Consider the following 15,548-nt stretch of genomic DNA (forward strand, 5'->3'; position numbering starts at 1 on the left):
GTATGACACCTGGCGGACAAGCTCAAATTGGTAATGTCGATCTCGTTAAACAACTTAACAGTGCGGCGGTATATCGCCTGATTGACCAACACGGTCCAATCTCACGTATTCAGATAGCCGAACAAAGCCAGCTTGCTCCCGCCAGCGTGACAAAAATTACCCGCCAGCTCATTGAGCGCGGTCTGATCAAAGAAGTCGATCAGCAGGCCTCCACCGGAGGTCGCCGCGCGATCTCCATTATCACCGAAACCCGCAATTTTCAGGCCATTGGCGTCCGGCTGGGTCGTCATGACACCACGCTCACGCTCTACGATTTGAGCAGCAAAGCCATTGCGGAAGAACACTATCCCCTTCCGGAGCGCACCCAGGAGACGCTGGAGCATGCGCTGCTGAATACCATCGCGCAGTTTATTGAAAGCTGTCAGCGCAAAATCCGTGAACTCATCGCCATCTCCGTGATTCTGCCCGGCCTGGTCGACCCGGAAAGCGGCGTGATCCGCTATATGCCGCACATTCAGGTTGAAAACTGGGGGCTGGTCGCCGCGCTGGAGAAACGTTTCAAAGTGACCTGCTTTGTAGGCCATGACATTCGCTCTCTGGCACTGGCAGAGCACTATTTTGGTGCGAGCCAGGACTGCGAAGACTCTATTCTGGTGCGCGTTCACCGCGGTACGGGTGCTGGCATTATCTCTAACGGCCGAATTTTTATTGGCCGCAACGGCAACGTCGGTGAGATCGGCCACATTCAGGTTGAACCTCTTGGGGAACGCTGCCACTGCGGAAACTTCGGTTGCCTTGAAACCATTGCCGCCAACACGGCCATTGAGCAGCGCGTTCGCCATCTCCTTGAACAGGGTTATCAAAGCCGCGTCACGCTGGATGATTGCAAGATAGGCACCATCTGCAAAGCCGCCAATAAAGGCGACGCGCTGGCCTGCGAAGTGATCGAGCAGGTGGGACGCCATCTGGGGAAAACCATCGCCATTGCCATTAACCTGTTTAACCCACAAAAAGTGGTGATCGCAGGCGAAATTGTGGAGGCGGAAAAGGTACTGCTCCCCGCCATTGAAGGTTGTATTAACACCCAGGCGCTGAAAGCATTCCGTCAGAACCTCCCGGTGGTTCGTTCAAAACTTGACCATCGCTCGGCGATTGGCGCGTTCGCACTGGTCAAACGCGCCATGCTCAACGGAATTCTGCTGCAGCATTTGCTGGAAAGTTGATCGAACCTTATAGTAACGCCTTCTTTTTTTGATGTCGGACTGTCCATGACCATTAAGAACGTAATTTGTGATATCGACGGCGTGCTGATGCACGACAACGTTGCCGTGCCGGGTGCTGCGGAGTTTCTTCACCGCATCATCGACAAAGGAATGCCTCTGGTTCTTCTCACGAACTACCCTTCTCAGACCGGTCAGGATCTGGCAAACCGTTTTGCGACGGCGGGCGTCGACGTCCCGGACAGCGTGTTTTATACCTCGGCGATGGCCACAGCGGATTTTCTGAAACGTCAGGAAGGAAAAAAAGCCTACGTGGTCGGTGAAGGCGCGCTGATCCACGAGCTGTATAAAGCAGGTTTTACCATTACCGATGTCAACCCGGACTTTGTGATTGTGGGTGAAACGCGCTCCTATAACTGGGAGATGATGCATAAGGCATCCTTTTTTGTGGCTAACGGCGCGCGCTTTATTGCCACCAATCCGGATACTCATGGCCGTGGTTTTTATCCCGCCTGTGGCGCGCTGTGTGCCGGTATCGAGAAGATCTCCGGGCGCAAGCCATTCTATGTCGGCAAGCCAAGCCCGTGGATCATCCGTGCCGCGCTCAACAAGATGCAGGCCCACTCTGAAGAAACCGTTATTGTCGGCGACAATCTGCGCACTGATATTCTGGCCGGTTTCCAGGCGGGTCTGGAAACGATTCTGGTGCTCTCCGGCGTCTCTCAGCTTGATGACATTGACTCAATGCCGTTCCGGCCAAGCTGGATCTACCCCTCCGTCGATGAAATTGACATCATCTGATGCCGAACCACGCCTCAGGCGTGGTTTTTTTATTTTCACGCCTGCAGATTGCAACGCCATCTAACAAAAAAGCACTTTCATTGCATAATCATCAATAAATGCGCTTATGACATACGTGTTTTTCACTGATCGGCAACCACTATTGCACTATTTCCGTTTTCACCCGTAAAACGCTTGCGCCCCCTGCCCCTTTGCGGCATTTTCATAAGCAAGCAACATTACAAAGCAACAGGGTTAACGGAGAAGGTTATGTGTTCAATTTTTGGCGTACTGGATATTAAAACTGACGCGGGCGAACTGCGTAAAAAGGCACTCGAACTGTCCCGCCTGATGCGCCATCGCGGCCCGGACTGGTCCGGCGTTTACGCCAGCGACAAAGCGATTCTGGCCCACGAACGTCTGTCTATTGTTGACGTCAACGCAGGCGCACAGCCGCTGTATAACGAGAAAAAAACGCACGCGCTGGCTGTCAACGGTGAGATCTACAACCACCAGGCGCTGCGCGCCGAGTACGGCGACCGCTATGCGTTCCAGACCGGTTCTGACTGTGAAGTCATCCTGGCGCTGTATCAGGAGAAAGGCCCCGAGTTCCTGGACGACCTGCAGGGCATGTTCGCGTTCGCCCTGTACGACAGCGAAAAAGATGCTTACCTGATTGGCCGTGACCATATCGGTATTATCCCGCTGTACATGGGCCACGATGAACACGGCAACTTCTATGTTGCGTCTGAAATGAAAGCCCTGGTGCCGGTTTGCCGTACCATTAAAGAGTTCCCGGCGGGCAGCTACCTGTGGAGCAAAGACGGCGAGATCCGTCAGTATTATCAGCGTGACTGGTTCGACTACGACGCGGTAAAAGACAACGTCACGGACAAAACCGAGCTGCGTCAGGCACTGGAAGATTCCGTGAAAAGCCACCTGATGTCTGACGTGCCATACGGCGTGCTGCTCTCCGGCGGTCTGGACTCCTCCGTGATCTCCGCGATCACTAAGAAATTCGCCGCGCGCCGCGTGGAAGATCAGGAGCGCTCGGAAGCCTGGTGGCCACAGCTGCACTCCTTTGCCGTTGGCCTGGAAGGGGCGCCTGACCTGAAAGCCGCGCAGGAAGTGGCAAACCACCTTGGGACCGTGCACCATGAAATTCACTTCACCGTGCAGGAAGGCCTGGATGCGATCCGCGATGTGATCTATCACATCGAAACCTATGACGTAACGACAATCCGCGCCTCGACGCCGATGTACCTGATGTCGCGTAAGATCAAAGCGATGGGCATCAAGATGGTGCTCTCCGGCGAAGGCTCAGACGAAGTGTTTGGCGGCTACCTGTACTTCCACAAAGCGCCGAACGCCAAAGAATTGCACGAAGAGACGGTGCGTAAACTGCAGGCACTGCATATGTTCGACTGCGCGCGTGCCAACAAAGCGATGTCCGCCTGGGGCGTGGAAGCGCGCGTGCCGTTCCTGGATAAGAAATTCCTCGACGTGGCGATGCGCATCAACCCGCAGGATAAAATGTGCGGCAACGGTAAAATGGAAAAACATATCCTGCGTGAATGTTTTGAATCCTACCTGCCGGCAAGCGTTGCGTGGCGTCAGAAAGAGCAGTTCTCTGATGGCGTAGGGTATAGCTGGATTGACACCCTGAAAGAGGTCGCGGCGAAACAGGTTTCAGACCAACAGCTGGAAACCGCAAGCTTCCGCTTCCCGTATAACACGCCAGGCTCGAAAGAGGCGTATTTGTACCGTGAAATTTTTGAAGAGCTGTTCCCGGTTCCAAGTGCTGCGGAGTGCGTACCAGGTGGCCCATCCGTCGCCTGCTCTTCTGCCAAAGCGATTGAATGGGATGAATCGTTCAAATCCATGAACGACCCATCAGGACGTGCGGTAGGCGTGCACCAGTCAGCCTACAAATAATCACTCAGATCGCGATCAGGCCCCTCAGGGGCCTGATTTTTTTTGCCTCACATTTCACCGCTTAAAACCGATTAATAACCAATAATTGCCGAATATTCGGCCACGCTGTTCGCAACCTAACCAAACAGTCACATTCCGGCTATTTTCGTTGAAAAAGGTATTGACGCTGCAAGGGTCTATACGCATAATGCGCCCCGCAACGCCGATAAGGTAACGCGAAAAAAGATGGCTACGTAGCTCAGTTGGTTAGAGCACATCACTCATAATGATGGGGTCACAGGTTCGAATCCCGTCGTAGCCACCATCTTTTTTGCGGGAGTGGCGAAATTGGTAGACGCACCAGATTTAGGTTCTGGCGCCGCAAGGTGTGCGAGTTCAAGTCTCGCCTCCCGCACCATTCCCAGGAAAGCGTTGCACGGATGGGGTATCGCCAAGCGGTAAGGCACCGGTTTTTGATACCGGCATTCCCTGGTTCGAATCCAGGTACCCCAGCCATATTTCTTCGATTTTGCGGTTCTCCGCGGTATTGGGGTATCGCCAAGCGGTAAGGCACCGGTTTTTGATACCGGCATTCCCTGGTTCGAATCCAGGTACCCCAGCCATCGAAGATTGCAGTACTGGCTACGTAGCTCAGTTGGTTAGAGCACATCACTCATAATGATGGGGTCACAGGTTCGAATCCCGTCGTAGCCACCAAATTAGTAAACTATCGAATTATTCGGTAGACTAGAAAAAATTGTTGGGGTATCGCCAAGCGGTAAGGCTCTGGTTTCTGATACCAGCATTCCGAGGTTCGAATCCTCGTACCCCAGCCAATTTAAAAAGTCGTTAAGCAGTTTGTTTAACGCAATTGGGGTGTCGCCAAGCGGTAAGGCTCTGGTTTCTGATACCAGCATTCCGGGGTTCGAATCCCTGCACCCCAGCCACTTAGTAACAAAAAAGCCCGCTCTGCGGGCTTTTTTGCTTTTGTCGTCAGTACCGTGGGCCTGATGCCCTCACCCTGGCCCTCTCCCACAGGGAGAGGGATAAAGTTTAGAGTCCCAGGGCGTATTTCAGGGCCTGACGTTTCAACCCACCGGCACGCTCCGCTGCCATCAAGCCAATATTACGCAGAATGCGCACCGGGGCTAAGTCATTGCTGAACCCGGCATAGAACAGATCCATCCCCGACTGCATGATGAAATTGTCCGCCATGCGTCGCGTCTGGTAACGCTTCAGAACCTGCTGGCTTGACCAGTTTTCCGCGTGCCCACGGGCGCTACCCAGCACATCCAGCAACGCCTCAACGTCACGATACCCCAGGTTCACACCCTGCCCGGCCAGCGGGTGAATGGTGTGTGCTGCATCTCCCACCAGCGCCAGCCCTTCGCGGGCATACTGCAAAGCGTGCCGACGCGTGAGAGGGAACGCCCCTGCAGCGACCGGAGTAACGTTGCCAAGACGGCCCGGGAAATGCAGGTGAATTTCCTGCTGCAATTGCTCCATTGAAAGCCCCTGCAGCTGGCGAATGCGCGCCGGCTTGTCGTACCACACCAGAGATGCCCAGTGATCAAACAGCGGTAAAAAGGCATGCGGGCCATTCGGGGTAAAGTGCTGCCAGGTGCTCTCTCCCGGCGCATTCTCGCACTGGACGGTAATCAGCATACAGGACTGCTCATACTGCCAGGCATGAATCCCGATACCCGCCATCTGTCTGACCTGCGAGTTGGCACCATCCGCCCCGACGACCAGTCTCACGGCCAGTTCATCGCCGCTGTCGAGCGTCAGCAAATAGCCGCTATCGTGAGCATGAAGCGCCTTAAGTGACGCAGGAACTCGCAACGTCACCTTCGGGTGTGCCTCCAGCGCCTGCCAGAGCGCCAGCTGGAGCACGTTGTTTTCCACCATATAGCCCAGGCGCGGTAGCTTCAGCTCCGCGGCATCAAACGCGACGTGGGCATTTTCCCACTCCCAGGTTTCAAGACGGTTGTAAGGATGAGCGCGCATCGCCAGCACTGCCTCCCAGACGCCCAGCCCGCGCAGCAGATCAACGGAAGCCGCGCTGATAGCGGAAATGCGCACATCCGGTTTGGCCGCCGGATCGTATTGCGCAGGCGCCGACTGTTCAATTACCGTTACCTCAAATCCCTGCTGCGCCAGCCCCAGCGCCAGCGCGCCGCCGACCATACCGCCGCCGACAACGGCAACTTCGGTGTGTTGGAGTGTCATGGTCAATTTTCCTTATTGGAGAATCCTTTAAGTTTACCGGATTTTTTCGGTCCTGAGACACATAACCTTCATACTGGTCACAACCCCACCAAAGCATTACAATACGCGGCTTGCAATCCTGAGCTGAGCAAGTCGATGACTAAAAAACTCCATATAAAAACCTGGGGCTGTCAGATGAACGAATACGATTCATCCAAGATGGCCGATCTGCTGGATACCACCCACGGATACCAGCTGACTGAAAATGCGAAAGAAGCGGACGTGCTGCTGCTGAACACCTGTTCCATTCGTGAAAAAGCGCAGGAAAAAGTCTTTCACGTGTTAGGTCGCTGGAAACTTCTCAAACGAAAAAATCCGGACCTGATTATCGGCGTGGGTGGCTGCGTCGCCTCGCAGGAAGGCAAGCTGATCCGCCAGAGAGCCCCCTATGTGGATATTGTCTTTGGCCCGCAGACCCTGCACCGCCTGCCTGAGATGATCAATCAGGTTCGCGGCAATCGTAGCCCGGTCGTTGACGTCAGCTTCCCGGAGATCGAAAAATTTGACCGTCTGCCGGAGCCGCGCGCTGATGGCCCGACCGCCTTCGTGTCCATCATGGAAGGCTGCAACAAGTACTGTACCTACTGCGTGGTGCCGTACACCCGTGGTGAAGAGGTCAGCCGCCCGGCAGATGACATTCTGTTTGAAATCGCGCAGCTTGCCGCACAGGGCGTTCGCGAAGTGAACCTGCTGGGCCAGAACGTTAACGCCTGGCGCGGTGAGAACTACGACGGCACAACCGGCAGCTTTGCCGAACTGCTGCGTCTGGTGGCCGCGATTGACGGCATCGACCGCATTCGCTTTACCACCAGCCATCCGATGGAATTTACCGACGACATCATCGACGTATACCGCGATACGCCAGAACTGGTGAGCTTCCTGCACCTGCCGATTCAGTGCGGCTCTGACCGCGTGCTGAACCTGATGGGTCGTCCGCACACGGTGCTGGAGTACAAATCGACCATCCGTAAGCTGCGTGAAGCCCGTCCGGATATTCAGATAAGCTCCGACTTTATCGTCGGTTTCCCTGGCGAAACCGCTGATGACTTCGAACGTACCATGAAGCTCATCGGCGAAGTGAATTTTGACGTCAGCTACAGCTTCATCTTCTCCGCACGTCCGGGAACGCCCGCGGCCGATATGGTTGACGATGTACCGGAAGAAGAGAAAAAACAGCGTCTGTATATTCTGCAGGAGCGCATAAACCAGCAGGCCAGCGCCTGGAGCCGCCGCATGCTCGGCACCGTCCAGCGCATACTTGTGGAAGGTACTTCGCGTAAGAGCATCATGGAACTCTCCGGCCGTACCGAGAACAACCGCGTGGTGAACTTTGAAGGCACCCCGGACATGATCGGTAAATTTGTGGACGTTGAGATTGTCGAAGTCCTGACCAACTCGCTGCGCGCGAAAGTGGTACGCACCGAAGACGAAATGGGCCTGCGTATTGCAGAGTCACCGGAATCCGTGATTTCGCGTACCCGCAAAGAAAACGATTCTGGCGTTGGGATTTACCAGCCTTAATCCTTCTGGCCTGCCTCTTCGGCAGGCCTTGTATTTCCTCTTATCGTCCCCAATATCATCCGCAACGCTTGCGCCTTTATTCTATGGCGTGAATAATTTCGGTAATGACCGTTTTATTACGCCCTGTCGCAACGGTTCAGTTAACCAATCAAAGAGGAACAGTTTGAACATAGATACGCGTGAAATTAGCCTTGAGCCAGCAGACAACGCTCGCCTGCTGAGCCTGTGCGGGCCGTTTGATGACAACATCAAACAACTGGAGCGACGTCTGGGTATCGAAATCAATCGTCGCGATAATCATTTCAAACTTACCGGACGCCCTATCTGCGTCAACGCCGCTGCGGACATTCTGCGTAGCCTGTATGTCGATACCGCTCCGATGCGCGGCGAAACACAGGATATTGAACCGGAACAGATCCACCTCGCCATTAAAGAGGCACGCGTGCTGGAACAGAGCGCGGAAAGCGTGCCGGACTATGGCAAAGCCATTAACATCAAGACCAAACGTGGTGTGATTAAGCCGCGTACGCCAAACCAGGCGCAGTACATCGCCAACATTCTTGACCATGACATCACCTTTGGCGTGGGTCCGGCAGGTACGGGTAAAACCTATCTCGCCGTTGCCGCTGCGGTTGATGCCCTGGAACGCCAGGACATCCGGCGCATCCTGCTGACCCGCCCTGCCGTTGAAGCGGGTGAAAAACTGGGCTTCCTGCCGGGCGATCTGAGCCAGAAGGTCGACCCGTATCTGCGGCCTTTATACGATGCGCTGTTTGAGATGCTGGGCTTTGAGAAGGTCGAGAAGCTCATTGAGCGTAACGTTATCGAAGTTGCTCCGCTCGCTTACATGCGTGGCCGTACGCTGAACGATGCGTTCATCATCCTCGATGAAAGCCAGAACACCACCATCGAACAGATGAAGATGTTCCTGACGCGTATCGGCTTTAACTCTAAGGCGGTCATTACGGGTGACGTGACGCAGATTGACCTGCCGCGCAGCACCAAATCGGGCCTGCGCCACGCCATTGAGGTGCTGGCAGAGGTCGACGAAATCAGCTTTAACTTCTTCCACAGTGAAGACGTGGTACGCCACCCGGTGGTCGCGCGTATCGTTAACGCCTATGAAGCCTGGGAAGAGGCGGATCAGAAGCGTAAGGCCGAACTGGCCGCAGAACGTAAGCGCGAAGCGCAGGAGCAAGAACAGAAATGAGTCAGGTGATCCTCGATTTACAGCTGGCCTGTGAAGACAATTCCGGCATGCCAGAAGAGGCACAGTTTCAGAAATGGCTGGATGCCGTTATCCCCCAGTTTCAGGAAGAATCAGAAGTTACGATTCGCCTGGTGGATGAAGCAGAAAGCCATGAGCTTAACCTGACTTATCGTGGGAAAGATAAGCCGACCAACGTGCTCTCTTTTCCATTCGAAGCGCCGCCGGGTATTGAGATGCCGCTATTGGGCGATCTGATCATCTGCCGCCAGGTGGTTGAACAGGAAGCCAAAGAGCAGCAAAAACCTCTTGATGCCCACTGGGCGCATATGGTGGTACACGGCAGCCTGCACCTGCTCGGCTACGATCATATCGAAGACGACGAAGCGGAAGAGATGGAGTCCCTCGAGACAGAGATAATGCTTGCTCTGGGCTATGAGGATCCGTACATTGCCGAGAAAGAATAGTCCGTCACCTGACTGACTAACATGCCGCCACGAAAGGACATCGCGTGGCGGTAAACATTGAACTAACAAGAGAACCCTTAACAAACGCCATGAGCGACGACAATTCACACAGTAGCGACACGACAACCAGTAAAAAGGGATTTTTCTCCCTCATTCTGAACCAGCTTTTCCACGGTGAACCGAAAAACCGTGATGAACTGCTGGAGCTGATTCGTGATTCCGGGCAGAACGACCTTATCGACGAAGATACGCGCGAAATGCTCGAAGGGGTTATGGACATCGCCGACCAGCGCGTTCGCGATATCATGATCCCCCGTTCGCAGATGATCACCCTGAAACGCAACCAGACGCTGGACGAGTGCCTCGATGTCATCATCGAATCTGCCCACTCGCGTTTCCCGGTCATCAGCGAAGACAAAGATCACATCGAAGGGATTTTGATGGCGAAAGATCTGCTGCCGTTTATGCGCAGCGATGCCGAAGCCTTCAGCATGGAAAAAGTGTTACGCCAGGCCGTGGTTGTGCCGGAGAGTAAACGTGTGGATCGGATGCTGAAAGAGTTCCGCTCTCAGCGTTACCACATGGCGATTGTTATTGATGAATTTGGTGGCGTTTCCGGTCTTGTCACGATCGAAGATATTCTTGAGCTGATCGTCGGTGAAATCGAAGATGAGTATGACGAAGAAGAAGATATCGACTTCCGTCAGCTCAGCCGCCACAGCTGGACCGTGCGTGCGCTGGCCTCAATTGAAGACTTCAACGACGCCTTCGGTACCCACTTCAGCGATGAAGAGGTTGATACCATTGGCGGGCTGGTGATGCAGGCCTTTGGTCATCTTCCGGCGCGCGGCGAGACCGTTGACATTGACGGTTACCAGTTCAAAGTGGCAATGGCCGACAGCCGACGTATTATACAGGTTCACGTCAGAACGCCGGACGATTCACCGGTGCCAAAACTGGAAGATTAATGTAAATGGCATTTGCCCCACTCTTTGAACGTCAGCGCGTCCGTTTGCTGCTGGCGCTGTTACTCGGAGCCAGCGGTACGCTGGCTTTTTCTCCTTACGACATCTGGCCTGCGGCCATTCTTTCCCTGATGGGGCTACAGGGTCTGACCCTGAATCGTCGTCCGGTACAGGCTGCCGCCATCGGTTACTTCTGGGGGCTGGGGCTGTTTGGTTCCGGCATCAACTGGGTTTATGTCAGCATCGCCCAGTTTGGCGGTATGCCGGGCCCGGTTAACATCTTCCTGGTGGTACTGCTCGCTGCCTACCTCTCGCTGTATACCGGTCTGTTCGCAGGTATCCTTTCTCGCCTGTGGCCAAAAACCAGCTGGCTGCGTGTCGCTATTGCCGCGCCGGTGGTCTGGCAACTCACCGAATTCCTGCGCGGTTGGGTGCTGACGGGCTTCCCATGGCTGCAGTTCGGCTACAGTCAGATTGACGGCCCGCTGAAAGGCCTGGCGCCGGTGATGGGCGTTGAGGCCATCAACTTCCTGCTGATGGTTGTCAGCGGCCTGCTGGTACTGGCACTGGTTACGCGCGGCTGGAAGCCGCTGGCTGTGGCGCTGGTGCTGTTCGCTCTGCCCTTCCCGCTGCGCTATATCCAGTGGTTCACGCTTGAGCCCGAGCGCGCCACGCAGGTTTCTATGGTTCAGGGAAATATCCCGCAGTCCATGAAGTGGGACGAGAAAGAGCTGCTGAATACGCTGAAGATCTACGCCAACGCCACGGAAGAGGTGATGGGTAAATCACAGCTGATTATCTGGCCGGAGTCTGCGATTCCCGATCTGGAGATTAACCAGCAGCCGTTCCTCAACATGATGAACGATCTGCTGCTTTCGCGTGGCAGCACGCTAATCACCGGGATTGTCGATGCGCGTCTGAATCAGCAGAACCGCTACGACACCTACAACACCATCATTACGCTCGGCAAAGGCAGCGAATACAGTTACCGCTCCACTGACCGGTACAACAAGAACCACCTGGTACCGTTTGGTGAGTTTGTTCCTCTGGAATCGATTCTGCGCCCGCTGGCACCGTTCTTTGACCTGCCGATGTCCTCTTTCAGCCGCGGGCCATACGTTCAGCCCCAGCTGCATGCGCACGGTTTTGCCCTGACGCCGGCCATTTGCTACGAAATTATCCTCGGCGAGCAGGTACGCGATAACTTCCGCCCGGACACGGACTTCCTGCTGACTATCTCTAACGATGCCTGGTTTGGTAAGTCGATTGGCCCGTGGCAGCACTTCCAGATGGCGCGGATGCGTTCTTTGGAGCTGGCGCGTCCGCTGCTGCGAAGCACCAACAACGGCATCACCGCCGTGATTGGACCGCAGGGTGAAATCCAGGCCATGATCCCACAGTTTACCCGTGAAGTGCTGACCACCCGCGTCACACCGACAACCGGCCTGACGCCATACGCCCGTACCGGCAACTGGCCGCTGTGGATTTTGACCGTGCTGTTCGGCTTTGGCGCGGTACTGATGAGCCTGCGTCAGCGTCGTCGATAATCTCACCTCTTCCTGCCGGGTGGCGGCTACGCCTTACCCGGCCTACATTTTTGCTCCCGTAGGTCGGGTAAGGCGTAAGCCGCCACCCGATAAATCCCTCCCAACCCCAAATCTGGCACGCCTATTGCTTTGTTTATTCAGGTAAACGCAGTTTGGCTTAACGTGCAACTTAGTCGCACCAGCGTAGATCATCGGTAGCACCGTAACGGTGCAACGGGAGATATTTGCCTCTGAATGGTGCGGCGCGCTTCGCAAAAATAAACAATAACGCAGCAAAATCTTTACATTAAGCCAGACTAAATGTTAACAAGCTTGCATAACACTGCACTCGCATTGCGCGAGATATAACAACATCACAATGGGTATCAATGCGTCACTGGCGCTGATAAAAAAGGAGTTGGGTATGCAATTACGTAAACTGGCCACAGCAATGCTGGTTATGGGAATGTCTGCAGGCGTGGTTCACGCTGAAGATGCTCCGGCAGCAGGCAGCACTCTCGACAAGATTGCCAAAAACGGCGTCATCGTGGTCGGCCACCGTGAATCTTCAGTCCCGTTCTCTTACTACGACAACACGCAAAAAGTCGTGGGCTATTCACAGGATTACTCCAACGCCATCGTTGAAGCTGTGAAGAAAAAGCTGAACAAACCTGACCTGCAGGTGAAGCTGATCCCAATCACTTCACAGAACCGTATTCCACTGCTGCAGAACGGCACCTTTGATTTCGAGTGTGGCTCCACCACCAACAACCTCGAGCGCCAGAAACAGGCTGCCTTCTCGGACACCATCTTTGTCGTAGGCACCCGCCTGCTGACGAAGAAAGGCGGTGAGATCAAAGATTTCGCTGACCTGAAAGGCAAAGCGGTCGTTGTCACCTCCGGAACCACCTCAGAAGTGCTGCTGCACAAACTGAACGACGAGAAGAAAATGGATATGCGCATCATCAGCGCGAAAGACCATGGCGACTCCTTCCGAACCCTGGAAAGCGGCCGTGCCGTCGCGTTTATGATGGATGACGCCCTGCTGGCGGGCGAGCGTGCGAAAGCGAAAAAACCAGACAACTGGGATATCGTCGGGACCGCGCAGTCTAAAGAAGCCTACGGCTGTATGCTGCGTAAAGACGATCCGCAGTTCAAAAAGCTGATCGATGACACCATCGCTCAGGTGCAGACCTCTGGCGAAGCGGAAAAATGGTTCGACAAGTGGTTCAAAAACCCAATTCCACCAAAAAACCTGAACATGAATTTTGAACTGTCTGACGACATGAAAGCGCTGTTCAAATCTCCAAATGACAAAGCTCTTAACTAATTAGAACAACAGGGGCGGGATCTCCTGCCCTCTCGATTGTCGGGAAGCATGGACAGACTATACGTTGAGTGGTCGTTCCCCACTCAGCGCGAAAAATGAGCTTCTCACCAATCTTCGAGGGTAGCGCTGCTACCCTTTTTTTTCTGGAGTTTATTATGTCAATAGACTGGAACTGGGGCATATTCCTGCAACAAGCCCCGTTCGGCAACACCACCTATCTTGGCTGGCTGTGGAGCGGCTTTCAGGTCACCGTAGCATTATCGATAACGGCGTGGATTATCGCGTTTCTTGTCGGTTCTCTGTTCGGTATTCTGCGCACCGTCCCTAACCGTTTTCTTTCAACACTTGGCACTCTGTATGTGGAACTGTTCCGTAACGTTCCGCTGATCGTGCAATTCTTTACCTGGTATCTGGTTATCCCGGAACTGCTGCCGGAAAATATTGGCATGTGGTTCAAGTCGGAACTGGATCCGAATGTACAGTTCTTCGTCTCTTCCATGATGTGTCTGGGGCTGTTTACCGCTGCGCGCGTTTGCGAGCAGGTGCGTGCCGCCATTCAGTCATTACCCCGCGGACAAAAAAATGCGGGCCTGGCAATGGGCTTGACCCTGCCGCAAACCTACCGCTATGTGCTGCTGCCTAACGCCTACCGCGTTATCGTTCCACCGATGACCTCTGAGATGATGAACCTGGTGAAAAACTCGGCCATCGCCTCGACCATCGGCCTGGTCGATATGGCCGCACAGGCGGGCAAACTGCTGGATTACTCCGCACACGCGTGGGAATCCTTCACTGCAATCACGCTCGCGTATGTTCTGATTAACACTTTCATCATGCTGGTGATGAACCTGGTTGAACGTAAAATCCGCCTGCCGGGTAATCTGGGGGGCAAATAATGTACGAATTTGACTGGAGTTCTATTGTTCCATCCATGCCATACTTGCTTGATGGCCTGGTGATTACCTTAAAAATCACCGTGATTGCCATCATCATTGGTATCGTCTGGGGCACCCTGCTGGCCGTCATGCGCCTGTCGAGCTTTAAGCCTTTCGCCTGGTTCGCGACCGCCTACGTTAACGTTTTCCGTTCCATCCCGCTGGTGATGGTGCTGCTGTGGTTTTATCTGATTGTGCCCGGCTTCCTGCAAAACGTGCTGGGGCTGTCGCCGAAAACCGATATCCGCCTGATCTCCGCCATGGTGGCTTTCTCAATGTTTGAGGCTGCTTACTACTCGGAAATTATCCGTGCGGGTATTCAGAGTATCTCCCGTGGGCAATCCAGCGCCGCACTGGCACTGGGGATGACGCACTGGCAGTCCATGCAGCTCATTATTTTGCCGCAGGCGTTTCGCGCCATGGTTCCGCTCCTGCTGACCCAGGGTATCGTGCTGTTCCAGGATACCTCACTGGTCTACGTTCTGAGTCTGGCAGACTTCTTCCGTACCGCGTCAACCATCGGTGAACGTGATGGTACGCAGGTCGAGATGGTGCTCTTCGCGGGTGCGGTCTATTTTGTGATTAGTTTAAGCGCGTCGCTGTTGGTCAGCTGGCTGAAGAAAAGGACGGTATAATGATTTCCCTGAAAAATGTTTCTAAATGGTATGGGCACTTTCAGGTGCTGACCGACTGCTCCACCGAAGTGAAAAAAGGTGACGTAGTAGTGGTATGCGGGCCGTCCGGTTCCGGTAAATCGACGCTGATCAAAACCGTCAACGGACTGGAGCCGGTGCAGCAGGGTGAGATCGTCGTCAACGGCACCAAAGTCAACGACAAGAAAACCAATCTCGCCCAGCTTCGTTCTCACGTTGGAATGGTGTTCCAGCATTTTGAGCTGTTCCCTCACCTCTCCATTATTGAGAACCTGACCCTGGCGCAGGTAAAAGTACTTAAGCGTGATAAAAAAGCGGCGCGCGAGAAAGGTCTGAAACTGCTGGAACGCGTTGGGCTCTCGGCGCACGCCGATAAGTTCCCGGCGCAGCTTTCTGGCGGCCAGCAGCAACGCGTGGCGATCGCCCGCGCGCTGTGCATGGATCCCGTTGCGATGCTGTTTGATGAGCCAACGTCGGCGCTCGATCCTGAGATGATCAATGAAGTACTGGACGTCATGGTCGAACTGGCGCACGAAGGAATGACCATGATGGTGGTGACCCACGAAATGGGCTTTGCCCGTAAAGTGGCGAACCGCGTGATCTTTATGGATGAAGGGAAAATCGTGGAAGACTCGCCGAAAGAGGAGTTCTTCGCGAATCCGAAATCAGAACGTGCGAAAGATTTCCTCGCGAAAATCCTGCACTAATCTTCTCAGTGCGCAATCCGCGGATTGCGCACTGCCTCACGCTTTCGCTCACTTC

General features: G+C 54.4%; 13 protein-coding genes and 7 tRNA genes. 19 read left to right on the plus strand and 1 reads right to left on the minus strand.

Annotation, left to right across the window (positions count from 1 at the left end):
- Nucleotides 1-2 precede the first annotated feature (2 nt).
- The 10 genes from nagC (at nt 3) to PYW49_RS07220 (ending at nt 4,861) form a co-directional block, all read left to right on the plus strand.
- Nucleotides 3-1,223, plus strand: a complete 1,221-nt coding sequence (gene nagC, locus PYW49_RS07175) for a DNA-binding transcriptional regulator NagC (protein ID WP_320386081.1) — start codon at nt 3-5, stop codon at nt 1,221-1,223.
- Between the two features lie 45 nt (nt 1,224-1,268).
- Nucleotides 1,269-2,021, plus strand: a complete 753-nt coding sequence (nagD, locus tag PYW49_RS07180; protein WP_008501057.1) for a ribonucleotide monophosphatase NagD — start codon at nt 1,269-1,271, stop codon at nt 2,019-2,021.
- Nucleotides 2,022-2,270: 249 nt separating this feature from the next.
- A complete protein-coding gene (gene asnB, locus PYW49_RS07185; protein ID WP_089598893.1) occupies nt 2,271-3,935 on the plus strand; it encodes an asparagine synthase B in 1,665 nt (554 codons plus the stop codon).
- A gap of 227 nt (nt 3,936-4,162) precedes the next feature.
- Nucleotides 4,163-4,239: transfer RNA gene (locus tag PYW49_RS07190), tRNA-Met, on the plus strand.
- An 8-nt stretch (nt 4,240-4,247) separates the two neighbouring features.
- Nucleotides 4,248-4,332 (plus strand) — tRNA-Leu (locus tag PYW49_RS07195).
- Nucleotides 4,333-4,355: 23 nt separating this feature from the next.
- Nucleotides 4,356-4,430, plus strand: a tRNA-Gln gene (locus PYW49_RS07200).
- A gap of 32 nt (nt 4,431-4,462) precedes the next feature.
- Nucleotides 4,463-4,537 (plus strand) — tRNA-Gln (locus PYW49_RS07205).
- Nucleotides 4,538-4,554: 17 nt separating this feature from the next.
- Nucleotides 4,555-4,631, plus strand: a tRNA-Met gene (locus PYW49_RS07210).
- Nucleotides 4,632-4,675: 44 nt separating this feature from the next.
- A tRNA-Gln gene (locus PYW49_RS07215) sits at nt 4,676-4,750 on the plus strand.
- A gap of 36 nt (nt 4,751-4,786) precedes the next feature.
- Nucleotides 4,787-4,861 (plus strand) — tRNA-Gln (locus tag PYW49_RS07220).
- Nucleotides 4,862-4,967: 106 nt separating this feature from the next.
- Here the strand turns inward: PYW49_RS07220 and ubiF are convergent.
- Nucleotides 4,968-6,143, minus strand: a complete 1,176-nt coding sequence (ubiF, locus tag PYW49_RS07225; RefSeq protein ID WP_320386082.1) for a 3-demethoxyubiquinol 3-hydroxylase — start codon at nt 6,141-6,143, stop codon at nt 4,968-4,970.
- Nucleotides 6,144-6,278: 135 nt separating this feature from the next.
- On the opposite strand from ubiF, the gene miaB reads away from it, so the two are divergent.
- The 9 genes from miaB to PYW49_RS07270 all read left to right on the plus strand — a co-directional run bounded on the left by miaB (nt 6,279) and on the right by PYW49_RS07270 (nt 15,493).
- On the plus strand, nt 6,279-7,703 hold the full coding sequence (gene miaB, locus PYW49_RS07230; protein ID WP_134348437.1) for a tRNA (N6-isopentenyl adenosine(37)-C2)-methylthiotransferase MiaB: 1,425 nt from the start codon (nt 6,279-6,281) through the stop codon (nt 7,701-7,703).
- Between the two features lie 163 nt (nt 7,704-7,866).
- Nucleotides 7,867-8,913 (plus strand): PhoH family protein, encoded by a 1,047-nt coding sequence (locus PYW49_RS07235; RefSeq protein WP_029740142.1) that lies wholly within the window; start codon nt 7,867-7,869, stop codon nt 8,911-8,913.
- Nucleotides 8,910-9,377 carry an rRNA maturation RNase YbeY gene (gene ybeY, locus PYW49_RS07240; RefSeq protein WP_112792613.1) on the plus strand — a complete coding sequence of 156 codons (468 nt, stop codon included), beginning with the start codon at nt 8,910-8,912 and terminating at the stop codon, nt 9,375-9,377. The genes PYW49_RS07235 and ybeY overlap by 4 nt, the downstream gene beginning before the upstream one ends.
- A gap of 89 nt (nt 9,378-9,466) precedes the next feature.
- The gene (corC, locus tag PYW49_RS07245) at nt 9,467-10,345 is read left to right on the plus strand and encodes a CNNM family magnesium/cobalt transport protein CorC (protein WP_134348652.1); all 879 of its coding nucleotides are present in this window, start codon (nt 9,467-9,469) and stop codon (nt 10,343-10,345) included.
- Nucleotides 10,346-10,350: 5 nt separating this feature from the next.
- Nucleotides 10,351-11,889, plus strand: coding sequence for an apolipoprotein N-acyltransferase (gene lnt / locus PYW49_RS07250; protein WP_320386083.1), 1,539 nt, complete (start codon nt 10,351-10,353; stop codon nt 11,887-11,889).
- Nucleotides 11,890-12,292: 403 nt separating this feature from the next.
- Entirely contained in the window at nt 12,293-13,198 is a 906-nt protein-coding gene (locus PYW49_RS07255) for an amino acid ABC transporter substrate-binding protein (RefSeq protein ID WP_008501049.1), read from the plus strand.
- A gap of 155 nt (nt 13,199-13,353) precedes the next feature.
- Nucleotides 13,354-14,094, plus strand: coding sequence for an amino acid ABC transporter permease (locus tag PYW49_RS07260; RefSeq protein ID WP_134348441.1), 741 nt, complete (start codon nt 13,354-13,356; stop codon nt 14,092-14,094).
- Entirely contained in the window at nt 14,094-14,768 is a 675-nt protein-coding gene (gltK, locus tag PYW49_RS07265) for a glutamate/aspartate ABC transporter permease GltK (RefSeq protein WP_023334900.1), read from the plus strand. Before PYW49_RS07260 ends, gltK begins: the two co-directional genes overlap by 1 nt.
- Complete coding sequence (locus PYW49_RS07270; protein WP_047347097.1) at nt 14,768-15,493, plus strand: amino acid ABC transporter ATP-binding protein; 726 nt, start codon at nt 14,768-14,770, stop codon at nt 15,491-15,493. The genes gltK and PYW49_RS07270 overlap by 1 nt, the downstream gene beginning before the upstream one ends.
- The last annotated feature ends 55 nt before the right edge of the window (nt 15,494-15,548 follow it).

Source organism: Enterobacter chinensis (assembly GCF_034008295.1).
Taxonomy (GTDB): domain Bacteria; phylum Pseudomonadota; class Gammaproteobacteria; order Enterobacterales; family Enterobacteriaceae; genus Enterobacter; species Enterobacter chinensis.